This window comes from Sediminicoccus rosea (genome assembly GCF_033547095.1).
In the GTDB taxonomy this organism is placed as follows: Bacteria; Pseudomonadota; Alphaproteobacteria; order Acetobacterales; family Acetobacteraceae; genus Roseococcus; species Roseococcus rosea.
Map to the genome: position 1 here is coordinate 3,562,898 of NZ_CP137852.1, position 22,567 is coordinate 3,585,464.

General features: G+C 68.9%; 20 protein-coding genes. 4 read left to right on the forward strand and 16 right to left on the reverse strand.

Annotation, left to right across the window (positions count from 1 at the left end; all coding sequences use genetic code 11):
• Positions 1-74: 74 nt before the first annotated feature.
• The 9 genes from R9Z33_RS17175 to R9Z33_RS17215 are packed head-to-tail and all read right to left on the reverse strand — an operon-like array spanning position 75 to position 8,336.
• On the reverse strand, positions 75-1,271 hold the full coding sequence (locus tag R9Z33_RS17175; RefSeq protein WP_318647792.1) for an amidohydrolase family protein: 1,197 nt from the start codon (positions 1,269-1,271) through the stop codon (positions 75-77).
• Entirely contained in the window at positions 1,271-1,873 is a 603-nt protein-coding gene (locus tag R9Z33_RS17180; RefSeq protein WP_318647793.1) for an amino acid synthesis family protein, read from the reverse strand. The genes R9Z33_RS17175 and R9Z33_RS17180 overlap by 1 nt, the downstream gene beginning before the upstream one ends.
• Positions 1,866-3,053 (reverse strand): ABC transporter substrate-binding protein, encoded by a 1,188-nt coding sequence (locus R9Z33_RS17185; RefSeq protein WP_318647794.1) that lies wholly within the window; start codon positions 3,051-3,053, stop codon positions 1,866-1,868. Before R9Z33_RS17185 ends, R9Z33_RS17180 begins: the two co-directional genes overlap by 8 nt.
• Entirely contained in the window at positions 3,050-3,802 is a 753-nt protein-coding gene (locus R9Z33_RS17190; RefSeq protein WP_318647795.1) for an ABC transporter ATP-binding protein, read from the reverse strand. Before R9Z33_RS17190 ends, R9Z33_RS17185 begins: the two co-directional genes overlap by 4 nt.
• Positions 3,795-4,571: an ABC transporter ATP-binding protein gene (locus R9Z33_RS17195; RefSeq protein ID WP_318647796.1), complete on the reverse strand. Its 777-nt coding sequence runs from the start codon at positions 4,569-4,571 to the stop codon at positions 3,795-3,797. The genes R9Z33_RS17190 and R9Z33_RS17195 overlap by 8 nt, the downstream gene beginning before the upstream one ends.
• Positions 4,568-5,404, reverse strand: a complete 837-nt coding sequence (locus R9Z33_RS17200) for a branched-chain amino acid ABC transporter permease (RefSeq protein WP_318647797.1) — start codon at positions 5,402-5,404, stop codon at positions 4,568-4,570. The genes R9Z33_RS17195 and R9Z33_RS17200 overlap by 4 nt, the downstream gene beginning before the upstream one ends.
• Entirely contained in the window at positions 5,401-6,276 is an 876-nt protein-coding gene (locus tag R9Z33_RS17205) for a branched-chain amino acid ABC transporter permease (protein WP_318647798.1), read from the reverse strand. The genes R9Z33_RS17200 and R9Z33_RS17205 overlap by 4 nt, the downstream gene beginning before the upstream one ends.
• Positions 6,273-7,754: a 4-hydroxyphenylacetate 3-hydroxylase family protein gene (locus R9Z33_RS17210; protein ID WP_318647799.1), complete on the reverse strand. Its 1,482-nt coding sequence runs from the start codon at positions 7,752-7,754 to the stop codon at positions 6,273-6,275. The genes R9Z33_RS17205 and R9Z33_RS17210 overlap by 4 nt, the downstream gene beginning before the upstream one ends.
• A gap of 21 nt (positions 7,755-7,775) precedes the next feature.
• On the reverse strand, positions 7,776-8,336 hold the full coding sequence (locus tag R9Z33_RS17215; protein ID WP_318647800.1) for a MarR family winged helix-turn-helix transcriptional regulator: 561 nt from the start codon (positions 8,334-8,336) through the stop codon (positions 7,776-7,778).
• 124 nt (positions 8,337-8,460) lie between these two features.
• Here R9Z33_RS17215 and R9Z33_RS17220 point away from each other — a divergent pair, with 124 nt between their 5' ends.
• Both R9Z33_RS17220 and R9Z33_RS17225 read left to right on the forward strand, forming a co-directional pair.
• Positions 8,461-8,841 (forward strand): hypothetical protein, encoded by a 381-nt coding sequence (locus tag R9Z33_RS17220; RefSeq protein ID WP_318647801.1) that lies wholly within the window; start codon positions 8,461-8,463, stop codon positions 8,839-8,841.
• Positions 8,842-9,202: 361 nt separating this feature from the next.
• Positions 9,203-10,915, forward strand: a complete 1,713-nt coding sequence (locus tag R9Z33_RS17225) for an autotransporter outer membrane beta-barrel domain-containing protein (protein ID WP_318647802.1) — start codon at positions 9,203-9,205, stop codon at positions 10,913-10,915.
• 135 nt (positions 10,916-11,050) lie between these two features.
• Here R9Z33_RS17225 and R9Z33_RS17230 read toward each other — a convergent pair whose 3' ends face one another.
• The 6 genes from R9Z33_RS17230 to R9Z33_RS17255 form a co-directional block, all read right to left on the reverse strand.
• Complete coding sequence (locus tag R9Z33_RS17230; RefSeq protein WP_318647803.1) at positions 11,051-13,165, reverse strand: acetate--CoA ligase family protein; 2,115 nt, start codon at positions 13,163-13,165, stop codon at positions 11,051-11,053.
• Positions 13,155-14,228 (reverse strand): acyl-CoA dehydrogenase, encoded by a 1,074-nt coding sequence (locus R9Z33_RS17235; protein ID WP_318647804.1) that lies wholly within the window; start codon positions 14,226-14,228, stop codon positions 13,155-13,157. Before R9Z33_RS17235 ends, R9Z33_RS17230 begins: the two co-directional genes overlap by 11 nt.
• A 5-nt stretch (positions 14,229-14,233) precedes the next feature.
• A complete protein-coding gene (locus R9Z33_RS17240) occupies positions 14,234-15,415 on the reverse strand; it encodes an acyl-CoA dehydrogenase family protein (RefSeq protein ID WP_318647805.1) in 1,182 nt (393 codons plus the stop codon).
• Between the two features lie 3 nt (positions 15,416-15,418).
• Complete coding sequence (locus R9Z33_RS17245; protein WP_318647806.1) at positions 15,419-16,189, reverse strand: enoyl-CoA hydratase/isomerase family protein; 771 nt, start codon at positions 16,187-16,189, stop codon at positions 15,419-15,421.
• A gap of 129 nt (positions 16,190-16,318) precedes the next feature.
• Positions 16,319-16,969 carry a TetR/AcrR family transcriptional regulator gene (locus R9Z33_RS17250; protein WP_318647807.1) on the reverse strand — a complete coding sequence of 217 codons (651 nt, stop codon included), beginning with the start codon at positions 16,967-16,969 and terminating at the stop codon, positions 16,319-16,321.
• 44 nt (positions 16,970-17,013) lie between these two features.
• Complete coding sequence (locus R9Z33_RS17255; RefSeq protein ID WP_318647808.1) at positions 17,014-18,012, reverse strand: Bug family tripartite tricarboxylate transporter substrate binding protein; 999 nt, start codon at positions 18,010-18,012, stop codon at positions 17,014-17,016.
• 196 nt (positions 18,013-18,208) lie between these two features.
• On the opposite strand from R9Z33_RS17255, the gene R9Z33_RS17260 reads away from it, so the two are divergent.
• Positions 18,209-19,786, forward strand: coding sequence for an ABC transporter substrate-binding protein (locus R9Z33_RS17260; protein WP_318647809.1), 1,578 nt, complete (start codon positions 18,209-18,211; stop codon positions 19,784-19,786).
• Positions 19,787-19,798: 12 nt separating this feature from the next.
• On the opposite strand, the gene R9Z33_RS17265 is transcribed toward R9Z33_RS17260, so the two are convergent.
• Positions 19,799-20,773, reverse strand: coding sequence for a Bug family tripartite tricarboxylate transporter substrate binding protein (locus R9Z33_RS17265; protein WP_318647810.1), 975 nt, complete (start codon positions 20,771-20,773; stop codon positions 19,799-19,801).
• A 310-nt stretch (positions 20,774-21,083) separates the two neighbouring features.
• Between R9Z33_RS17265 and R9Z33_RS17270 the strand changes: the two genes are divergently transcribed.
• Positions 21,084-22,355: an MFS transporter gene (locus R9Z33_RS17270; protein ID WP_318647811.1), complete on the forward strand. Its 1,272-nt coding sequence runs from the start codon at positions 21,084-21,086 to the stop codon at positions 22,353-22,355.
• Positions 22,356-22,567: the final 212 nt, after the last annotated feature.

Sequence of the window (22,567 nt, forward strand, 5' to 3'; positions counted from 1 at the left end):
CCCAGGCCACGCGTTGCGACCGACTAACCACCACGGCCCTGCCCGGCGTCGGTGTTCCGTCGCGGCAGGGCGCCTCAATGCGCAGCCCCGGAAAAATCCATCGGCAAGCGGCAGGCCACGACGCGCACGTTGCGCATGGTGGCGGGCGTGTTGCGGCTGCGCCCGACGAAGCGGGGCACACCCGCGGAGAACACCGCTCCCACGGCGGGAATGTCACCGTTGCGCAGTGCCGCGAGCGGCGTCTCGCAAGCCCCACCCGCGCAGGCATCCAGCAGGATGACATCCGCATCGCGGCCCTCCGCCAGGACACCGGAGTTGAGACGGTAGACCCGCGCATTGTTGCCCGTGGCGGCGGCAATCGCGATCTCCGGGGCCATGCCGCCCAGGCTCGCGAGATGGCTGATGGTGTAAAGCATGCCAAGCGGCATGATGCCGCTGCCGGTCGGCGTGTCGGTGGCGATGAGCAGGCGCGCGAGCTGCCCGGCCTCGGCCAGGAGCCGCGCGGTCAGCAGGGCCGTGCGCAGATTGCCCGCGGTGCATATCTGCAGGGCGATGTCGCTCCCGGCCACCAGCCGCGCGAAGCCGGGCTCCGGCATGGCGACGGGGCCGCCATTCACATGGAAGCTGACATGCGGGCGGCTCGCCAGCACATGCTCCGCCCAGATCCCGGAGGAGCCAGGGATCGAGGAGCCACCCGTATGCATGGTCGTGATCATGCCCGCCTCACGCGCCGCCAGCATGAGTGGGGCGTAGTCGAAAGGCGTCGGAAAGGCGCCGAAGCCCGCCTTGGCGAGCCAGATTCCGGCGGCCGCCAGCTCCTGCAGATCGGCCGGCGTCAGGCCCGGCTCCAGGATCACCGAGCCGGCATGCACCCGCATGCCGCCAGGCCGGTAGTCGCGGAAGCAGGCAGCGGCCGCGAGCGCGAGCGCCTTCACGCCTGCCGGATCCTTGGGCCGGCCAGGCACATGCACCTCGGAAGCGGTGATGGCTGTGGTGACGCCACCATGCAGGTAGCTCTCAAGGAAGCCGACCGTACGCTGGCGCGGCGTATAATCGCCGAAAGTGATGTGGACATGGCTGTCGATCAGCCCCGGCGCCGCCAGCGTTCCGCCCGCATCCACCACCACGTCGCAGGATTCCAGCGTGGCCGCATCGAGCGGGCCGATGCGGCTGATCCGGCCCGCCTCCATCAGGATCGCCTCGGCCTCGCGCAGCGGGCCGGCGAGATCGCCCGTGGCGAGGCCCCCGAGGTTGGTGATGGCGCAGCGCATCAGCGCAGCCCGTCGCGCCGGCTGATATCCTTCGCCGCCAGGCCGCCGACCCGTGCGTCAATACGCCCGCGATTGGCGATGACGATGATGAGCGCCACCTCATCGGCCTGCGGGGCATCGGGCAGCATCAGCGTCATGCCGTCATAGTGCGAGCGGACATAGAGTGCATCCTTGTGCGCCAGCGGCACGTCGATCATCGTGCCCGGCGCACCGCGCTTGGTGAAGGAGGGCAGCCAGGCTAGCCCGCCGCCAACCGCCGCGCGCAAGGGCTCGGCGAAGATGGTGGTCAGCATGGCGTTGGCGTGCTCCTGCTCGCCCGCCAAACCCACCACCGCGCCCTTGCCATAGCTCTCGACCGCATGCGGCCCCATCGCAGCGACCGCCATGGCCGAGAGTTCGCGCCCCACCGCCTCGCTGGCGGAGATGCTGGCCGAAAGGTCCGCTACGAAGCCCTGCCCGGCATAGGGGTTCACCACCACGCCTGTCACAGCCACGCGGCGCAGCGGCGGGCCGGGATCCGGGCTGCCCGCTGGCACCTCCATCTGGTCCACCATCACGAAGGACCGACGCAATTCGAGGCGCATGCCCGCTGCCTCAGGCATTACCCGGCGGCGGGCGGCTGCCGACGAGCACGAAATTGCCATCGCGCACCTCCAGCACATAGGTGGTCTTCAGCGCGTCGCCCTGCTCGGTGAAGCGCGCCAGCGTGCCCTCGATCGTCTCCACGTTGCGCATGGCCCGCAGTGCGTCGCGGATCGCGGCGCGCTCAGCGGCGAGGCGAGCACGCTCGCCGGTGACGCGCACCTGGCGCATCGCGGCCGCGTAGAAATGCACGATGCTGTGCGCGGCCGCGTCATACATGCCGGGCCTGAGGTCGCCGGTCTCACCGGCCGCCTGGGCGCGGCGGACGAATTCGTCGCGGAAAGCGATCGCGCGCGGGCTGTCGAAATTGTAGAAATGCGTGGAGGAGACGAGCGTGCCGTTGCCATCGGCACCCATACGCGCGGGCAGGTTCACATCCACGATGGTAGTGCCTCCCACGATGCGGCCGCGCATGCCCTGGCGCCGCATTTCGCGCACCAGGACGATGGCGGGCTCCGGCGGGCCGCCCATGCAGACCAGGTCCGGCGCTGCCCCACGCATCTGCGCGACCTGCGCCGACATGTCGAAGGCGGCAACGGGAAAGGAGACGGTGCCTGTGACCGGGATGCCCGCCGCCTGCAACAGGTTCGGAAAGACCGAGGTGCCCATCGAGCGGCCGATCACCTCATCCGTCGTGTAGGCGATGGCGGCGTTGCGCGTCTCGATGCCCTTCTCGCGCACCACGGAGAGCAGGCGCTCGAAGAGATAGGCCTCATCGGACGTGTTACGAAAGGCGAAGCGGAAGGGCGCGGCCAGGCCCGGCGCGCTGCTGGCGATGGCCATCTGCGCGATACCCAGGCGGTCGCCTACCGGGAAGGCCACGCGGCATTCGCTGCTGCTGAAGGGGCCGATCACCGCCAGCGCGCCGTCATCCTCGGCGAACTGGCGCGTCGCGATGGCCGCCTGCTCGGGGCGCGAGGCGGTGTCGAAGGTGCGGATGGCGATAGGCCGCCCATGAATGCCGCCCGACGCGTTCACCTCCTCGACCGCGAGGTTCACCGCGATCTCATTGCGGCGGGTGAGCGAGACCCAATTGCCCGATTTCGCCGTTGTGAAGCCCAGCGGCAGCGGGCCCGCTTGCGCGGTGGCAATGGCCGGCACGGCAAGCCCGGCCAGCATCAGGGGGCGACGGCGGATCATGGGGAAACTCCTTCCGGTGGGGTGTGGTGGGGCGCATCCTCGGGCGCGCTGCCGCCGAGATAGGCGCGACGCACGCGGTCATCCCGCAGCAGGGCGGGCGAAGGGCCGTCGAAGGCGGTGCGGCCCAATTCGAGCACCAGGGCGTGCCGGCTCGCTTCCAGTGCCAGCATGGCATTCTGCTCGACCAGCAGGATGGCGATGCCCTCGGCGTTGAGGCTGGCGATCAGCGCGAAGACCTCGGCCGTCAGCCGGGGGGAGAGGCCGAGCGAGGGCTCGTCCAACATCATGAGCTTGGGGCGCGCCATCATCGCGCGGCCGATGGCGAGCATTTGCTGCTCCCCGCCCGAGAGAACCGCCGCCTTCATGTGCCGCCGCTGCGCCAGATTGGAGAAGCGGCCATAGATGGCGTCGAGTTCGGCCACACTGGGCGTATCGCGGCGCGGATAGGCGCCCATGAGGAGGTTTTCCTCCACCGTCAGGCTGGTCAGCACGCGGCGCCCCTCGGGCACCATCACCAACCCGCGTCGGACCCGCTCGGCGGGCTTGAGGCGGGTGATGTCCTCACCCAGGAAGCGGATGTGGCCCGCCTGTGCGGGCAGCAGGCCGAGCAGCGTGCGCAGCAGCGTCGTCTTGCCCGCGCCATTGGCACCGAGCACGGCCATGACGTCGCCCTCATCCACACGCAGCGACACTTCGGCGAGAGCCTTGACCGGCCCATAGGCGGCGGAAAGGCCATTCGCCTCAAGCATGGGCGTAGCGCTCCGGCGCATGACCGAGATAGGCCTCGATCACGGCAGGCTCGCGGGCGATCTCGGCGGGCGTGCCCTCCGCGATCTTCTCGCCGAAATTCAGCACCGCGGCGCGCTGGCAGAGGCCGCCCACGAAATGCATGTCATGCTCCACCACGAGCAAAGTGACGCCGCCCTCGGCCACGCGATGCAACTCTGCCAGAAGCGCGCTGCGCTCCTGCGTGTTCAGCCCGGCGCAGGGTTCGTCCAGCAGCAGGAGGCGCGGCCGCGCCATCAGGGCGCGCACCACCTCGACGCGCTTGCGCAAACCGTAGGCGAGGCCGGCGGCGAGGCTGCCGGCATGATTGGAAAGCCCCGCCTCCGCCAGCCGCGCGCGCGCCTCCTCACGCAGGGCGCGACCACGGCCGAGGGCCATCGGCAGCAACATGGCGAGCGGCCCGCCCGCATGGACATGCGCGCCCAGCAGCACATTCTCCAGCACAGTCAGATGGCCGATCAGACGGATGTTCTGGAAAGAGCGCGCGAGCCCGTGGCGGATGCGCCGACGCGGTGCGATGGGCACGAGGTCCAGGCCCGCAAGCCGAATCTCCCCCGTATCCGGCGCGTAGTAGCCATTGATCAGGTTGAAGACGGTGGTCTTGCCGGCGCCATTGGGGCCGATGAGCGCGACCCGCTCACCCGCCCCCACCTGCAGATCGAGGCCCCGCACGACATCCAGCCCACCAAAGCTCTTTCGCAGGCCGCGGATGTCGAGCAGCGGCGCGCTCATGCCGGTCGTACCGCCCGGCGCAGCCGCATGAGGTCAGCGCGCGTGACCAGCCCTTGTGGGCGGACCGCCATGACCAGGATGACGGCCGCGGCGAAAAGCACGTACCGCCAGGCGGCCGCACCCCGGAAGATCTCCGGCAGAAGGGTGAAGAAGGCGGCGCCGATGGCCGGCCCCCAGACCGTCTGCGTGCCGCCCAACACTACGGAAAGCACGATGGTGACCGAGAGCAGCACGTTGAAGTGCTGCCCCTCGATGAAGGAGAAGTGATGCCCGTAGAGCCCGCCCGCGAGCCCGGCCATCGCGCCACCAATGGTGAAGGCGGCGAGCTGCGTGAAGGGCACGTGCACGCCGAAGAGCGCCGTCACCGTCTCATCCTGCTCGATGGCGTGCAGGTTCATCCCCAGGCGGCTCGCCCCGAGCCAGAGCGCCAGCAGGAAGACGCCCGCCGCGCAGGCGGCGATGGGTGCGAGGCCGATATGGCCGATCACCGGATAGCCGGCGGCGCCGCCCACCACGTCAAGGTTGATCAGGATGCCGCGCACCACTTCGTTGAAGGCAAGCGTCGCCAGGGCCAGGTAGAGTCCGCGCGTGCGCAGCACCGGCCCGCCAATGGCCATGGCGAGCCCGCCCGCGCAGACCGCCCCCGCCGCGATCGCCATGGGCAGCGACCATTCGAACTCGTTGCTCAGTATGGCTGAGGAATAGGCGCCGATCGCCATGAAGCCGGCCGTGCCGAGATTCACCTGCCCCGCCGCCAGCGGCAGCCATGCTGCATAGGCGGCGATGATGTTGATCGCGAGCAGCGTCAGGATGGCGGCAGTGTAGCCGCTCACAGTTTCTGCTGGCCCAGCGCGGGGTCCCCGAAGAGCCCCGTGGGTTTGACGATCAGGCTCAGCAGCAGGATGCCGAAGACGACCACATTCACGTGATCAGCCGAGAGCGCGCCAACGGCGAAGATCTCGACCAGGCCGATGATGAGCCCGCCGATCACCGCGCCCCAGATATTGCCCATGCCACCCAGCACCATCGCCGAAAGCCCCTTGAGCGCCACCTGGTCACCCATGTAGGGCGAGACCAGCTGGTAGGAGAGCGAGAAGAGCACACCCGCCAGCGCGCAGAACAGCCCGGCGAGCAGGAAAAGGCGCGGCGCCACCCGATCCACCTCCACGCCAAGCATCGTCGCCGTCTCGGCATTCTCGGCGAGGCTGCGGATGCCGCGGCCGAGCTTGCTGCGCTTGAGCAGCGCCTGGAGGCCAAAGACAAGGCTGATGGAAAGGATCAGGCCAAAGAGTTGCGGCAGGCCGATCACGACCTCGCCGATGCGCCAATTGGCATCGCCGAAGGGCGAGGGGATCGCTCGCGCGTCCGACCCCCAGCGCACCAGCACGAGATTCTCGAAGAGAATGAGGAAGCCGAGCGAGGAGACGAGAGGGATCAGAGGCGGCCCGCCGCGCTGCAATCGCCAGGTCAACCGCTCGACCAACAGAGAGGCCAGGGCGGCCACCGCCAGCGCCAACACCACCGCGAGCGGCCAGGAAAGCCCGGCCGCGACGCCCGCCCAGGTCAGAAAGCCGCCCAGCATGAAGAGCGCGGGGACGGAGAAGTTGAGGAAGTTCAGGCAGCCGAAGAAAAGCGTGAAGGACACGGCGACCAGAACGTAAATGCCGCCCAGCATCAGCCCGTTGACGAGCTGCTGTGCGATCATGCCGCGCGACCGGCGGTCGCGTTCTCCGGCATGGTGTAGCTGTCCAGCAGCCCATCCACCATGCCCAGAGCGCGGTCCCAGTCATAGGTGCGCCAGGAATGCCCGCGCGTCACGAATTGCGCGCCGGCGTAGAACATCTCGTATTGGAGGTGGCGGCTGGCGAACTCGCTGCCCACCGCATCCCAGGCGAGCTTCATGAACTTCACCCGCTCATCCGGCGTGGCGACCGGCGATTGCTGGGTCGTGCGGATGATCCGCGCCAGCTCCGGATTGCCGTAATCCGCCGCCGAGGAGGGCAGCATGATCATGCCGCCGCCCGCGAGGTCACGGATGGTGGAGACGATTTGCGGATAGAGCTCCTGCGTCAGCACCTGGGCCGCGTACATCATGTGCTTATTGGGCACGAACCACTCGCCCTGCTGCGTGCCCGAGGCCTCCATGCCATGCAGGATGGCCTCGACACCCGCAGCCTGGGCGGCGAGCTTGCCCAGCGCGTCGCGCACCGGCGGCATGTTCACCGTGCCGATGGTCTCGGCCACGCGGCGGGCAATGCCGGTTAGGAAGCGCAGCTTCTCGGTCAGGCGGATCTGCGCCTGATAGTTCTGCATCGTATGGCCCCAGGTGTCATGGAACTGGGCACGGCACATGTCGGTGTCGCGGTGCACGAAGACACGCTCCCATGGCACCTTCACATCCTGGAACCAGACGACGGCGTCATTCTCGTCGTAGCGCGAGGAGAGCGGATTGTCCCACTCGCTCACCGCATGCGCCTCGTAGGATTTGCGCGAGAGGACTTTCAGCCCCTTCGTGTTCATCGGCAGGGCGCAGGAGAAGGCGAGATTCTCCTCGCCCGGCTTCAGCGGCTGCAAATTCGCGACCAGCACCTCATTGGCCATGATGGAGGAGGTGCCGAGCATCTTGCCGCCGCGGATGGTGATGCCGCCTGCATCCTCATCCACGATGCGGGCCGAGAGATCGGCTTCTGCCTGCTCGCCCCAGGCCTTGGAGCGGTCGGCCTGTGGGTTGATGATGACATAGGTCAGAAACCAGTCCTGCCGCGTGGCTTCCGCCACATAGTCACGCAGCGCCTTGGCGCGCGCGGGGCCGTGCTTTTCGAAGACCTCGATGCCCATGACCTGGCCGATCAGCGCCGAGGCGACATGGTCCGGGCTGCGCCCGATGAAGCCGCAGGATTGCGCCGACCACGAGGAGAGCGCCTGCCGCCGCGCCACCAGTTCCTCGCGCGAGCGCGGCATCTGCCAGGCGCGGCTGACGCGCCGGCCACCGCCGCAATCGAAGGTCATGCGCTCGATATGCTCGGGGCGCGCCTGGTAATCATAGAGCATGCCGGCCGATTGCACCGCGCCCCGGAAGGCTGGATGCGTCGTCACGTCCGCGACGAGCGCGCCGTCCAGATAGACGCTGCGGCCATCGCGCAGGCTCGCAATGTGCTGGCCACCGGTCTTCACGTCAGCCATGGATCGGCCCTCCCTTCGGGTTCATGCGGCGCCGCGCTGATCTTCGGCAGCCAACGCCTGCTGCAGTTCGAGCGCGCGGTCGGCGGCGCCGGTCAGACTTTCGACGAGGCGCAGCAGCGTGCGGAATTCTGCGCGGCTGAGCGGGCCGAACTCGATGTCGTTGACCAGCCGCTGCGTCGGCGCCAGGGCGGCGAGGCGGGCGCTGCCGGCCGCGGTGACGGCAAGCTGCACGCGACGGCCATCGGCCGGGTCTCGGCGCTTCTCAAGCAATCCCGCGCCTTCGAGCTTGTTCGTCTCGGCGGTGATGAAGGCGGCGCTCACCTTCATGTGGCTCGCGACATCGCTGACCGAGACCGCGCCCTGGGTGCCCAGATGCAGCACGGAGATCAGGATGGAATAGGCCGGGCCGGCAAGACCGATGCGCGCGGCATGCCCATCACGCAGCGCCTGGTGCCGCTGGGAAAGCGCGAGAAGCCCATTCACCAGCCGGCGAAACGCGGCGTCCGTGCCATCCTCGAGCAGCGCCGCCCGTGAGGTGGTCAGCGGCGCAGAGCTCGGCGTGGCGGCACGGCGTTTCGTCATGAGCAAAAGCGTAGGTTAAGTAGATTAACCATTGCAACGCTTTTCTCCCCTGCCCTTCCGCCGATCTTACTGGACAGCAGAGCTGAGTTTCTTCAGCATTTTGCGCAGACAGGGGGAGGCAGTCATGCCCATCAACAAGGCCCATCTCGAATTCCACACGCTGGATCTCACGGCCGGCTGGGAGACGCCGCCCGGCTATCCGCCCGGCATCCAGCAAAAGATCCTGGCCGGCGCGCTGGATGAGGTGGGCAAGCGCGGCTGCCGCACCCGCCTGCTGCGCTTCGCGCCCGGCGCCTTCACCACCGCACCCTTCGTCCATGACTATTGGGAGGAGGTCTTTCTGGTCAGCGGCGATCTCTTCGTCGGCAATGACGCGGAGGGCAAGGGCGGCGAGAAGTTCCTGCCCATGACCTATGCTTCGCGCCCGCCAGGCGCCTGGCATGGCCCCTTCCGCAGCGAGGGTGGCTGCATCCTCTATGAGAGCCACAGCTACGATCCGGTCTGAGCGGCCGCGCGACGGCCGGCTAGCCCGTGAGATCGCGCGGCCAGGCCAATCGCCCTGGGCCGGTCAGGACGGTCTTCAGCGCCACCAGGGCACGAACCGGATGGCTAGGGCGCCGCAGGCGGGACCAACCCGGACGACGACGGCGCTCAAGCTGCCCGGTCGTGGCAGCGCGCGGCCAAGGCCCCGTCGGTAGCATCGGTCACTTCGCGCGAGCCAGGGAACGCCTGGCCCGCGAGCCGACCTCCGAACGCGCCGCTGCGGGAAAGCTTGACCGGAAACGGCTCAGACCGTCACGCTGCGCGCAGGAAGGTTCAACGAGTTGAACATGCTCATGGCCCCACGGCGGAAGGCAGTCCCAGCCTTGGCCCTCGCGCTCTGCCTCGGGGCCAGCACGGCATGGGCGCAGTTCAGCCAAGCCACCTTCCCGACGCCGCCGGGCCAGGTCGTCACCGGGCCGGTCTTCCGCAGCAACGGCACCTTCGTGCCGCAGGTCGCCACGGGCGCCGACGCCAACGCCTACATCAACAGCACGCCGCCCACCGCGGCCTTCCTGGCCGGGGCACCCGCCAATGTCGTGCTTACTGCGGCGCCCACGCAATACGTCCGGGTCTTCACCGAGGGCATCACCGCGCCGAACCGCGCCTTCATCGCCGGGTCCAGCACTATCCGCGGCCTGACGCCCACGCAGATCAAGGACGTGCTGGCGCTGCCCTACCTGCCGACCTCGGTGACCATCGTCCAGATCCCGGCCGGCACCTGCATCCTGACCGGCACCGGCGCGCCGGTGAACAGCAACTTCGCAGCCCAACCACCCTCCATCCCGGTCGGCGGGCCCTGGGGCAATGGCGGGACCTACCAGTCCTACATCGTCGGCGCCTCGCGCTCGCCCAACTGCGCGGATCCGCAATTCCTGCCCGCCGCCGCCTATACCAACCAGCAAGGGCTCGGCGCCCTGGCCCTCGCCTATGCGCCGGCGGCCGGTGTCGGCAACACCGGCGCCCTCGCCCGTGCGCTGGACCGCGCCGTACCGCCGCAAATGTTCAGCAGCGGCGACCGGCTGCTCAATGTGCTGGACAGCCTGAATTTCGGCACCTCACCGGCACTGCAGCAGGCGCTGGCGCAACTGACGGGCGAGGTCTATGCCGACACCCAGACCGCAGTGTTCAACTCCGGGCGGCTCTTCCTCGACGCCCTTCGCGAGCGGCAGCAAAGCGCGCCCCCGGCAGAGGCCGCAGGGCCCCTGCGCCCCTGGATCACGGCCGTGGGCGCAGCCGGATCACTCGGCGGCGGGAATGGTGCCAGCAGCGTGGGATTTGGCGCCGGCGGCGCGGCCTTCGGGCTCGACGGCTGGGTCGCGCCATCGCTCCTGGTCGGCGTGGCACTGGGCTATACGCGGGGCAGTTACGGCACGAAGGGCCTATCGGGCAGCGGTGGCTTGGACAGCTACTCGATCGCTCCCTATCTCCGCTACGCGTCCGGCGCTTGGTATCTCGACGCCTCCGCCGGCTACGCCTTCAACGAGGCGAGGGTGAGCCGCTCCATCGGCTTCAGCAGCGGATATGACAGCATCTCCGGCACCACCAGCGGCCTGCAGCGAGGGAGCGGCTTCGTCTCCCGCATCGAGACCGGCTATCGCCTGCAGGAATGGGGAGGGCTGGCGCTGACGCCATTCCTGGCGCTGAACAGCTTAGTCTTCACCCAGCGCGGCTTCACGGAGCAGGGTCTGGCGCCGGCCAATCTGAATGTGTCCGGCCAGACCACGGCTTCGCTCCAGGGTGTGCTCGGGCTCGAGGCAGGTTACCGCGTCGCCGGCTCCGGGCTCGGCGTCACCGGCCGCCTCGGCTGGGGCCACGAGTTCCAGGAGACGACGCGCAGCATGAAAGCGTCCCTCGCCGCGGTGCCGGGTGCCGGCTTCACGGTCACCGGCGCGCGAGTGCCGCGCGATGTGGCACTGCTCGGCCTGGGGCTCAGCCTGCCGCTGGGCGGTGGCCAGGCCTTCCTGCGCTATACGGCGGAGTTGGGCGGCAGCCTGACCCTGCAGGGCGGCATGCTCGGCGGCCGCTGGACCTTCTGAGCTACTTCGCCGGGCTGGCGGCCGCAGTCCTTGAACCTGACCCCCGGTGCCGATCGATGCGCCGCTGGCCGAAGCGCGATCCGGGCGCGCGGATCACACTTCCTTCGCACCCGCACGCCAGGGCGGCACCTGCGCTCAATGCCGTGCCGCGTCATCCTCGAGGGCGATCAGCGCATCCAGGGCCTGGCCGCCCTTCACCTGAACCAGGAAGGGATTCACCTCGACGCCGGTAACCTCGTCGCGATGCGCGACCGCGAAGCAGCTGACGGCGCAGAGCGCCGCCACCAGCGCGGCGCGGTCCAGCGGTGCAGCCCCGCGCCAGCCTTCCAGCAGGCGCGCGCCCCGAACGCTGGCGACCAGGGCCTCGGCCCGCTCCGGCGTGAGCGGCGCCGTGGCAAAGGCCACGTCGTTGAACAGCTCCACCGAGGTGCCGCCCAGGCCGAACATCACCATCGGCCCGAACACAGGATCGCGCTGCACGCCGATGATGGTCTCCACCCCGCCGGACACCATGGGCGTGAGCAGCACACCCTCCAGCCGCGCTTCCGGCTTGTGAAGCCGCGCACGCCGCATCAGTTCGGCGAAACCCTCCGCGACCGCCTCCGCCGTCGTGAGGTTCAGCAGCACCCCGCCCACCTCCGTCTTGTGGGGAATGTCCGGCGAGAGGATCTTCATGACCAGCGGATAGCCCAGCCGGCCCGCCGCCCGGACCGCATCCTCCGCCGTCGCGCAGACCTGCTCGGGCAGCACCGGAACGCCAGCCTCTGCCAGCAGGGCCTTCGCCGCGGCCTCATGCACAGGCCCGGTCAGGCGCCGTGCGGCGCGCGGCACTTCGGGCGCGGCAAGGGCGGCGGCCTGCAGGCGCCGCAGATGCGCGGCCCCCGCCACGGCGCGCACGGCGCGCGTCGGGTCTTCGAAGACCGGAATGCCGACGGCCTCCAGCTTCAGCCGGATTTCATCCACATGCGTCATCACTGCGACGACGAGGCGATCGGGGAAGCCCTGGCGGAGCGCCGTCAGCGCCTGCTCCAGCGGCGGGAAGCGCGGCACGTTCCGGCCGAGATGCGCAAGGTAGAACATCACCGAACCCAGTTCGGCGCCCTGCATCATCGCCTGGCTGATGCTCTCAAAGATGTGCATGCGGCCATTGAGCTGGGCCGTGGTGTCGATCGGGTTGCGCCCGCCCGCGACGGGCTGGATTTCCAGGATGCGCGCCATCACCTCGGGCGCCATGGGCGGCACCTTCAACCCTGCATGGATCGCCGCATCGGCCATCAGCACGCCAAGCCCGCCCGAGACGCTCAGGATGCCCACGCCATCGCAGGGCGGCAGTGGCGCGATCGAGCAGATATAGGCGATGTCCAGCATCTCCTCGATGGAGGAGGCGCGCCAGGCGCCGCATTCGCGGAACACGGCATCGATGATGCGGTCCTCGCCAGCGAGCGATCCGGTATGGGTGGCCGCAGCCGCGGCGCCTTCCTCGGTGCTGCCGACCTTCATGATGATGACGGGCTTGCGCCTCGCCGCGGCCTTGAGCAGGGCGTGCCGCAACCCAGCCCCATCCTTGCACCCCTCCAGCGAGGCGCAGATGACGCGCGTGCCCGGATCATCGGCCAGGTAGTCGATGCAGGCGGCCACATCCAGATCGGCTTCATTGCCCGTCGCGATGGCGCGGCTGATCCCGATGCCGCGAAATCCCGCGACCGCGTAGATGTGCGAGCCGTAGGCGCCGCTCTGTGTGGCGACGCCGACATGACCCGGCCCCGGGCGCGCGGTGGCGAGCAGGCTGGAGAAGGTGCCGAAAAACCCGTCCGGTGGGCTGATGCTGCCGAGCGCATTGGGACCGGTGATGCGCATGCCGCTCCCGCGCACGATCTCCATGAGGCGCGCCTGCATGGCGACCCCCTCGCCCCCCTCCTCGGCGAAGCCGGAGGACAGAACCTGCACATGCAGGATGCCCTTGGCGGCGCACTCCCTGAGTGCCTTCTCCACCAGTGGCGCCGGCAGCACGACCAGCGCGCTATCGGGCACCTCCGGCAGGTCGAGCACGCTGGGCCAGGCGGGCAGCCCCTGCACTTCGCGCGCCGTCACGTTGATCGGGTAGATGCGGCCCTGGAAGCCCAGTTCCTTGATGTGCCAGAGCGTACGACCGCCCAGCTTCTCGGCATCGGCCGAAGCCCCGATCACCGCGATCGAGGCAGGGCGGAACATCTTCTCCAGCGGGTGCATCACGCTCTCCTCAGGCCGCATGGGCCAGCAGACGCGCCGCCTGGAAGACGCGGTTGCCATACTCGAAATCCGCCATCATCAGCCGCTTGCAGAGGCGAATGGCCGGAAGCTCCTCCGTCATGCCCATGCCGCCATGCGCCTGGATGGCGGATTCCGCCACGGCGCGTCCCGCCTCTCCGAGACGCAGCTTGGCGAAGGCAATGGCCTGCCAGGGCTCGCCCTCACCCTGGGTGGCCGCGCGCAGCGCCCGTGCGGTGATGCCACGCAGGCTCTCATACTCGACATACATGTCCGCCACGCGGTGTCGCAGCGCCTGATAGCTGGCCAGCGGCGCGCCGAACTGCACGCGGTTCAGCAGGTACTGGATGGTCTGCTCCAGCAGCGCGCCCATCGCGGCCACGCACTCGATGCAGGTGAGCAGCGCGCCGAGGTCCCGCGCCGCGGCGGCGCGCTCGAGCACCTGTGGACCGCGCGCGAGGACCCAGCCAGGGCTGATCGGCACGGCGGCGAACCGGAAATCGGAGGCGATGCGGCCATCAATCCGCAGATAGCTGGCGCTCTCGATGCCCTGTGTCGCCGCAGGCAGCAGCAGCAGCAGCGGTTCCGGCTCCTCCAGCACGATCAGCAGATGCGTCGGCGCGGGCGGCGTCTCGACCCCGACGACAGCGCCCTCCAGGCGGGCGCCACCCCGCGGCGCATCGGCCGGATCATCCTGGGCGGCGCCGGGCAGGATCACCGCGACCCGCATGGCCCCGCCCGCCACATCGGCCAGGGCCGGATGGCCCGCCAGCAGCGCGGGCACGACACCGCAGGCCGAGGCGATGGGCAGGGCGAGCCCCGCCCGCCCCGCACCACCGGCCAGGGCCGCGAGTTCCGCGAGGTCACCGCCTGCGCCACCAGCCTCCTCGGCGATTGCGGTCACGGTCCAGCCCAGCGCCGTCAGTTGCACCCAGCGCCTCTCCAGGATCGCGGCCTGCGCCGCGGGATCGGCGACGCCCGCCAGTTCCTGCTCCGCTTCGCGGGCGAAGCGATGCGCCATCTCATAGGTCTCGCCGGAGACAATCGGCGTGGTCTGGAAGGTCATGGCCGTCACATCCCGAAAAGCTGCTTGGCGATGACGTTCTTCTGCACTTCACTGCTGCCGCCGTAGATCGTGCGGACGCGCGCATACATATAGTTCTGCACCCATTCGATGCCGGGTGCCTCGGCATTCGGGCCCTCGCCCTCGATGCGCCGGAAGCGGGGCGCGAGGCGCTCGCCCACCGCGTCCAGCGCCACTTGGCTGATGGTCTGCATGGTGACGCTGGTGCTGAGCTTGATGACCGCCGGCAGCATGCCGAGCGAACGCCCCTCGATCACCGCCTCCACGGACTCCCGCCCAAGTTCCGAGGCGCCGAGCAGTTCCGCCTCGGCCCGCAGAAGGCGGTGCTGCAGCAATTCGCGCTCGGCTCGGCGCCCCTCGCCCTTCAGCTCCTGCGCCACCAGGGCCCGCACGCGTTCGAGCGCCTTGTGGTGCGGCGCGATGTTGGCGCCGCCCAACCGCTCCCGCTCCAGCAGGAACTTTCCGTAAGTCCAGCCCTGCCCTTCCGCGCCGATGCGGTTTACGACCGGCACGCGCACCTGATCGAGGAACACCTCATTCACATGGTGCCAGCCATCGATGGTGCGGATCGGCCGGATGGTGATGCCGGCCGAGTTGAGGGGGATCAGCAGAAGGCTGATGCCCTGCTGCTTCTTCGCCTCCTTGGAGGTGCGCACCAGCGTGTACATCCAGTCAGCCTCATGCGCGTGGGAGGTCCAGGTCTTCTGGCCTTCCACCACATACTCATCGCCCTCCAGCCGCGCCGTGGTGCGCAGGGAAGCGAGGTCGGAGCCGGCGCCAGGCTCGGAGTAGCCCTGGCACCACCAATCCTCGCCATTGAGGATGCCGGGCAGGAAGCGGGCCTGCTGCTCGGGAGTGCCGAACTCGATGATGACGGGGCCCAGATGCCGCAGCCCGTGATGGTATTGCGGCGGACAATCGCACTCGGCCATGACCTCGTCGAAGATGACGCGCTGGCGCTGATCCCAGCCTGTACCGCCGAATTCCCGCGGCCAGGAGGGCGCGCCCCAGCCATGCTCGAAGAGGATGCGCTGCCAGGGATACCAGATCTTGCGCGAGAGCTTCCGATAGGTCGCCACCACGGCACGGATCTCGGCCGGGCAGCGCGTCAGCGCGAATTCCCGAACCTCCTCGCGGAAGGCGTCGTAGTCGATCGTGGCGGCGTCCATTGGTCAGCGCCCCTTGAAGTTGGGCTTCCGCTTCTCGAGCTGGGCGAGGCGCGCCTCCTGGGCATCCTCCGTCTTGGACAGCTCATAGGTGAAGTTCTGCTCGAAGCGATAGGCGTCCTTTGGCGACATGAGCTCGACGAAATTGCAGCTGTTCTTCGCGTATTTGATCCCGAGCGGACTCTTGGACGCGATGCGCTCGGCCATCTTCATCGCCGCCGGCAGAAGCTCCGCCTCGGGCCAGACGGAGTCGATGACGCCCAGGCGATAAAGCTCCGCAGCCGGGATGCGGTCCCCCGTGAACATCAGCCGCCGCGTCCAGGACTTGCCGAACAATTCACGGATCATCGCCGCGCCGCCGGCGAGGCCCACGTCGATCTCGGGCATCCCGAAGACCGCGTTCTCAGACGCCATCATGATGTCGGAGGAGGCCATGAGGCCGAAGCCCGCACCCAATGCCGCGCCGTTCACCGCGCAGATGATGGGCTTGGTGCACTCCTTCATCGCATTGCCCGTCTCGCGGGTGATGCGGTTGTGGTGCCAGTACTGGCCGGGAACCCTGGGGTCCGGCCGCTGCTTGAGATCGGCGCCGGCGCAGAAGATGCGGCCCTGAGCCGTCAGGACGACGACCCGGATGTCATCCCGGTCGGTCGCGGCGTCGAAGATCTCGATCAGCCGGTCCCGCATCTCGGCATTGACGGCGTTCACCGGCGGCCGGTTGAGCGTGGCGACGGCGATGTAATTCGACACTTCGAGTGTCACGACATCGGATGACATGGGCTTCGCTTCCTCTTGCCATTGGCTGGCTTCGTGGCGGCCGGGCGAGGTTGCAGGAGACCCGACCGACCGATCGGTTGGGAGCTTAGGCGGCACGAGAGGGGGCGACAAGGCACCCCCGCCACACCTTCAGCGGCGCCTGGGCGGGGTGCTGGCGGGAGGCTCGGCGCGGATGCCCTCGATGATCATGTCGCAGAAGCGATCCGCGATGCCGGCGGCGGAGAGCGCTCCCTCCGGCCTGTACCATCGTGGCATCCAGTTGATGGAGCCCAGCACGAAATGACCGGCGAGCTTGACGTCCATGGGTCGCAACTCTCCGGCATCCATGCCGGCCTGCAGGATGTCGCGCAGCAGCTGCTCATAGCGGTCCCGCCACTCGATGCGCTCTTTGCGGGCGCGCGTCTTGGGGTCGCTCCAAAAGACGGTGGAGGCGGCGATCCAGGCCCAGCGAAACTTCTCGAAGAAATTGGCGGTCTCGGTCAGGAAGCTGCGAAGGCGCTCCAGCGGCGGCGCATCGGGCCGGTCATGCCGGCTTACGTGCAGGCAGAGCGACTTGGTGGTGCCGATCGCGAGTGGACGAAGGATCGAGTCCTTGTCCGGGAAGTAATGGTAGAGCGTGGCCTTGGAGATCCCGCACTCCAGCGCGATGTCCCGCATCGAGACGCCATCGAAGCCGCGCTGTGCGAAGAGGCGGCACGCCACCTGAAAGATCTGCACGATGCGCCCGCTCAGCGGCTCGCCCGCGGCATCAAGTTCCAGCAGGTCGGAAATGTCGTCCATGGCGCGCAGTCGCATGCCGTCCGGTGGATCGCAAGTCGCCAGGGCTATCCCGGCTGGATATTGGCGCGGCGAATCACCGCCCCCCATTTGGCCGATTCCGCGCGCAGGATGTCGCCCAGCTCTTCCGGCGTGCTGGACAAGGGCGGGCTGCTGCCTGCCTCGCGCATGCGGGCGGCCAGCACGGGCGAGCCCAGTACCTTCACGAAGGCCTCGTTCAGCCGGCGGATGATGGGAATCGGCGTGCCGGAACGGACGCAGACGTAGTTGACCACGCCGACCTCGAAGCCCGGGATCGTCTCCGCGATGGTCGGGACATCGGGAAGCTCCGGGAAGCGCTGCAGGCTGGTGACGGCGATGGGCCGCAGATTGCCGGCCTGGATCATCGGGATCATCACGCCATAGGTGTCGATGGAGATGCTGACCCGCCCCGCCGCCACATCCGCCACCGCCTGGGCTGTGCCGCGATAGGGCACATGCGTCATGCGGATGCCGGTCTCCATGGAAAGCAATTCGCCGGAGAGATGGCTGCCCGCGCCGATGCCGGCACTCGCATAGGTCAATTCGCCCGGCCGGGCACGGGCCAGCGCGAGAAGGTCGGACATGGTCCGCACCGGCACGTCCTTGTGTACGGCAAGCAGATACGCCCCGCGCGTCAACAGACTGACCGGCGCGAAATCGCGCTGCGCGTCATAGGGCATGTTCGCCATGAGGAAGGGGTTGGTGATCAGCGGCCCGGGCGTGCCGTAGAGCAGCGTGTAGCCATCCGCCGGGGCCTGCGCGACGGCCGCCGCGCCGATGGTGCCGCCCGCACCGCCACGATTCTCGATCACCACGCTCTGGCCGAGCTCGACCCCCAGCGGCTCAGCCACGAAGCGCGCGGTCGTATCCGCGCCACCCCCGGGCACGAAGGGCACGATCATGCGCAAGGAGCGCGTGGGGAAGGCCTGCGCGGCGGCTTCGCCGCCCAGCAGCGCGGGCGCAGCGAGGCCCGCCAGCAAGGTCATGCGGCGGGTGGGCGCATGGCGGTCACGGAATGCCTTCATGGCCTTGTCCTCCCCTGGGTTTCCCTGGGGCCGATGCTAGTCGTGCCGCGCAGCGCCTGTCCAGACCGACCGATCGGTCGGGCGCTTGCCGCGGCTCTTCCGGCGACCTAGGCTCGCGCAACCGACCGAACGGTTGGTCGGCGCACGCAGATTGCGGACGGGGTCGGCACAGGCACCGCCGCCGAGGAACATGTCCATGGCCCCTCCCCGCCTGTTTCCGCTCGCCCTCGCCCTGGCCGCCCTTGGCGGCGCCTCGGTCATGGCGCAGAGCCTGACCATGGGCGTCGGCTCGCCCGTGTCTTCGCTCGATCCGCATTACCACCAGCTGCGCTCCAACAGCGAAGTCTCCCAGGCCATCTTCGACACGCTGGTGATGACCGATGCGCAGGCGCGCATCCGCCCCGGGCTTGCGGAGAGCTGGCGTGCGATGGGCACGGAGGGCTGGGAGTTCACGCTGCGTGAGGGCATCACCTTCCATGACGGCCGTCCCTTCACCGCCGACGACGTGGCCTTCACGCTCGCGCGCATCCCGGGCGTGACCGGTCCCGGCGCCTCCTATACCGGCCTGATCCGCCCGATCAGCCGGGTGGAGGTGGTCAGCCCGCGCGTCATCCGCTTCTACACCAGCAACCCATCGCCCCTGCTGCCGACCTATATGAGCCAGGTGCCGATGCTCGGCCGTGCCCTGCATCAAGGTGCCTCGACGGGTGACTTCAACAGCGGTCGGGCGGCCATCGGCACCGGCCCCTTCCGGCTGGTCAGCTATGCGAGTGGGGACCGCATCGTCTTCGCCCGCAACGAGGCCTATTGGGGCGAGAAGGCCCCCTGGGCGGACGTCACCTACCGTATCATCACCAATGATACGGCCCGCGCCGCCGCGCTGCTCGCCGGTGACGTCGACATCATCGACCAGGTGCCGACCAGCGACCTCGCGCGGCTGCGCCAGGATGCGCGCTTCCGCATCGCCGAGACGACGAGCCTGCGCAGCATGTACCTCACGCTCGATGCGACACGCGCGCCCCCGGTGCCGCTCCTGGCCAGCAGCACGGGTGCGCCGCTCGATCGCAATCCGCTGGCCGATCCGCGAGTGCGCCAGGCGCTCTCCCTCGCGATTGACCGGCGGATGCTGGTGGACCGGGTGATGGAGGGCTCCGCCTTGGCGTCGGGGCAGTTCATGCCGCCGGGAAGCTTCAGCGCGATCCCCGCCTTTCCCGTCCCCGCGGCGGACGCCGCCACGGCCCGCCGCCTACTGGCCGAGGCCGGCTATCCGCAGGGCTTCCAGATCACCCTCGCCGCCTCGAACGACCGCTACATGAATGATGCGCGCATCGTGCAGGCCGTCGGGCAGATGTGGAGCCGCATCGGCGTGCGCACGACGGTTGAGGCGCAGCCCTATGCCGTCTTCATCGGGCGCGCTTCCCGGCGGGAGGCGCCCGCCAACCTGCTGAGCTGGGGCAATTCCACGGGCGAGGTCTCGGTCCTGCTGAACTCCGTGCTGCGCACGGTGGACCGGGCGCGCGGCCATGGCTCGTCCAATCGCATCCAGTACTCGAACGCGGAGATGGACCGCCTTCTGGCCGCCGCCGAGACCGAACTGGACAATGCCCGCAGGGAGGCGCTGCTGCGCGAAGCGACGCAGGTCGTCCTCGATGATCGCGCCATCCTGCCTCTCTACCTGCAGAATGCCATCTGGGCGATGCGGGCGGGCCTCACCTTCGAAGCCCGCTCGGATGAGCGGAACGATCCGGCCATGGTCCGCGCCGTGGCACGCTGACCGCGCAAGCGGTCAGTCGAGCACGATATTGGCGCCACGGATGACGGCGCCCAGCGTCTCGATCTCGCGGCGTGCGAGGGCGTCGAGTTCAGGAATGGTCATCGCCGCCGTCGCAGCGCCGCCCTCTTCGGCACGGCGGCGGATGTTCGGGTCCACGGCGAGGCGCCGGAACTCGGTGTTCAGCCGCTCCAGGATCGGGGCCGGCACGCCAGCGGGCGCGAAGAAGGCGAACCAGGCATCCATGGTGAAGCCCGGCAGACCGGCCTCGGCCGTCGTCGGAACGTCCGGCAGGCCCGCACTGCGGGTGGCGCTGGCCATGGCAAGCGCCTTGACCCGCCCCGCCTGCACGAGCGCGATCGCCGAGGAGGGCGTGGTGATGAAGATCTCGACCCTCCCACCTGCGACATCCTGCAAGGCGGGTGCGGCGCCGCGATAGGGCACATGCACCATGGGGGCGCCGATCGCCCGCGAAAGCACCTCCCCCGCGATATGCTGGATGGAGCCATTGCCGGAGGAGGCGTAGTTCACCCGCCCCGGATTGGCGCGTGCATAGGCGATGAACTCGGCCAGCGTATTGGCCGGCAGGTTGGGCGCCGCCAGGATGACGTGCGGCGCCATGGTCGCCATCGCCACCGGCGCCAGGTCACGCACGGGATCCCAGGTGATGCTGCGCATCATCGCGGGATTGCCGGCGTGATAGCCGGAGTATTGCAGCAGCAGCGTGTGGCCGTCGGGCGCGGCGCGCACCGCGGCCTGGATGCCGATATTGCCATTGGCCCCCGGGCGGTTGTCGATCACCACGGGAACGCCAAGCGCCTGCGACAGGCCCTCGACGAAAAGGCGCGCGGCGAAATCGGAACCGCCGCCGGGCGGATTCGGCACGATGATGGTGATGGTGCGGCTGGGCCAGGCCTGGGCCAGGCCAGCGCGCGGCAACAGGGCCATGGCCGGCGCGGCCAGCACGGCACGGCGAGCGACGTGGGTCATTTGGGTTTCCTCGATTTCTTGGGGCGGAGTGTTGCGGCAGTGGCGCGCGGGGGCAAGCCGGGACATGGCGCGTCCCGCCGAAGCGCGGAGGCTGGATCCGGGTTGCCCGATACATGCCCTGCGGCGGGCGAGGTCATCCCCTCACCAAGATCAGGCCAAAAAACCGGCGTCCGGGCGGTCCGAACCAATCCCGCCTCCATGGCGAAGCACCCGGGGCTGCCGCATAGTGGAGCCAAGGCGCCGCGCCGGGAGAGACCCCGGGCCAGCCGGCGCCACGGAGGAAACCGATGCCGCATTGCCGCGTGCGCCCATGAACGCGCCTGCGCCCGAACCTGACTCCGCGGCCCTGCGGCCTTCCGATGCCAGAACCTCGCCCTTCAGCCAGCGCAGTTTCCGCTTCCAATGGCCGTCGGACCTCACCGTCTCCTGGGCCTTCGAGATGGAGACTCTGCTGCTCGCGTGGTTCGTGCTGGTCGAGACAGGCTCGGTCATCTGGCTCACCGCGTTTGGCGCGCTGCAATTCGTCGGAACGCTGATTTCGCCACTCTACGGCGTGGCGGGGGACAGGCTCGGACAGCGGCGCGTGCTGTCGGCCATGCGGGCGGCTTATGTCGTACAGGCGTGCTGTATCGCTGCCCTGGCGCTCAGCGGCCAGTTGAGCGTGGTGGCGGTGTTCACCATCGCGTTCTTCATGGGGCTGGTGCGGCCCTCCGACATCGGTGTGCGCAACGCACTGATTGCCGCGACCATGCCCGCGCCCCTGCTGGCCAAGGCGATCGGGATCGAGCGCGTCAGCATGGATGCCGCGCGCGTCGTCGGCGCGCTGACCGGCGCGGGCATCGTGGCCGTTCTGGGGATGGGCCAGGCCTATGTGGTGGTGGCGCTGCTCTATCTCGTCAGCTTCGCGCTCACCTTCGGAATCCGTGAGCCGCCCAGGGATGCTGGCGCGCGCACACCGGCCTCGATCATTTCCATCCGCCAGGAGCTGGGCGCGGGCATCGCCTATGCGCGCAGGACGCCCGCGCTGATGGCGGCATTGTTCCTCGCCTGCCTTGCCAACTTCGCCGCCTACCCGCTGACGGGCGGCCTGCTGCCGCATGTCGCGCGCGAGGTGTACCAGATCGACCAGACCGGCCTGGGCACGCTCTTCGCGTGCTTTTCAGGAGGTGCCGTCCTGGGCTCGCTGCTCGTCAGCCTGCGCGGCGTCGGGCCGCAACCAGCCAGGGTGATGATCGTATCGGCTGCACTCTGGTTCGCCTTGCTGATCGTGTTCGCGCAGGTGGAAAGCGTCTGGATCGGCATGGCGTTGCTGATGATCACCGGCTTCCTGCAAAGCCTGTGCATGGTTCCGATGTCGGTGCTGATCCTTCGCATCACCGCCGCGGCGTTTCGTGGACGGGTCATGGGCCTGCGCATGCTCGCCATCTACGGGCTGCCGGTGGGGCTCCTGCTGACCGGGCTTGGCATCGCCAACATCGGCTTCACCGCGACCGCGACATTCTTCGCGGGCTTCGGGCTCCTGGCGACGCTGGCCATCGCCTGGCATTGGCGTGCGGCACTCTGGCGCATGCCGGCGGGCTGACGGATGCCAGGAGCTTCGGGTGGGCGTCGTGCCGCAGCTCGCTCTGGTTCACGGAATCGCGTGCTGTGGCTCCAATTTCCGCGAGGCGACGATCCGGCGCGTTTGTCAGCTTCGCCCGCGTAGAGGGGAATGGCTTCGGCCAGCAACTTCCCTCGCCGCGCGCTGGTCGAGAGCTCCTGGCGCGCCTCTCGGCGCCGCCACCGGTTGATCGA

Excerpts from the sequence above, each read along its gene's own strand:
- R9Z33_RS17205 (WP_318647798.1), bottom strand. The coding sequence starts at position 6,276 with ATGATCGCACAGCAGCTCGTCAACGGGCTGATGCTGGGCGGCATTTAC.
- R9Z33_RS17215 (WP_318647800.1), bottom strand. The coding sequence starts at position 8,336 with ATGACGAAACGCCGTGCCGCCACGCCGAGCTCTGCGCCGCTGACCACC.
- R9Z33_RS17260 (WP_318647809.1), top strand. The coding sequence starts at position 18,209 with ATGGCCCCTCCCCGCCTGTTTCCGCTCGCCCTCGCCCTGGCCGCCCTT.
- R9Z33_RS17195 (WP_318647796.1), bottom strand. The coding sequence starts at position 4,571 with ATGAGCGCGCCGCTGCTCGACATCCGCGGCCTGCGAAAGAGCTTTGGT.
- R9Z33_RS17185 (WP_318647794.1), bottom strand. The coding sequence starts at position 3,053 with ATGATCCGCCGTCGCCCCCTGATGCTGGCCGGGCTTGCCGTGCCGGCC.
- R9Z33_RS17210 (WP_318647799.1), bottom strand. The coding sequence starts at position 7,754 with ATGGCTGACGTGAAGACCGGTGGCCAGCACATTGCGAGCCTGCGCGAT.
- R9Z33_RS17255 (WP_318647808.1), bottom strand. The coding sequence starts at position 18,012 with ATGAAGGCATTCCGTGACCGCCATGCGCCCACCCGCCGCATGACCTTG.
- R9Z33_RS17250 (WP_318647807.1), bottom strand. The coding sequence starts at position 16,969 with ATGGACGACATTTCCGACCTGCTGGAACTTGATGCCGCGGGCGAGCCG.
- R9Z33_RS17230 (WP_318647803.1), bottom strand. The coding sequence starts at position 13,165 with ATGCGGCCTGAGGAGAGCGTGATGCACCCGCTGGAGAAGATGTTCCGC.
- R9Z33_RS17220 (WP_318647801.1), top strand. The coding sequence starts at position 8,461 with ATGCCCATCAACAAGGCCCATCTCGAATTCCACACGCTGGATCTCACG.
- R9Z33_RS17240 (WP_318647805.1), bottom strand. The coding sequence starts at position 15,415 with ATGGACGCCGCCACGATCGACTACGACGCCTTCCGCGAGGAGGTTCGG.
- R9Z33_RS17175 (WP_318647792.1), bottom strand. The coding sequence starts at position 1,271 with ATGCGCTGCGCCATCACCAACCTCGGGGGCCTCGCCACGGGCGATCTC.
- R9Z33_RS17180 (WP_318647793.1), bottom strand. The coding sequence starts at position 1,873 with ATGCCTGAGGCAGCGGGCATGCGCCTCGAATTGCGTCGGTCCTTCGTG.
- R9Z33_RS17235 (WP_318647804.1), bottom strand. The coding sequence starts at position 14,228 with ATGACCTTCCAGACCACGCCGATTGTCTCCGGCGAGACCTATGAGATG.
- R9Z33_RS17245 (WP_318647806.1), bottom strand. The coding sequence starts at position 16,189 with ATGTCATCCGATGTCGTGACACTCGAAGTGTCGAATTACATCGCCGTC.
- R9Z33_RS17270 (WP_318647811.1), top strand. The coding sequence starts at position 21,084 with ATGAACGCGCCTGCGCCCGAACCTGACTCCGCGGCCCTGCGGCCTTCC.
- R9Z33_RS17265 (WP_318647810.1), bottom strand. The coding sequence starts at position 20,773 with ATGACCCACGTCGCTCGCCGTGCCGTGCTGGCCGCGCCGGCCATGGCC.
- R9Z33_RS17190 (WP_318647795.1), bottom strand. The coding sequence starts at position 3,802 with ATGCTTGAGGCGAATGGCCTTTCCGCCGCCTATGGGCCGGTCAAGGCT.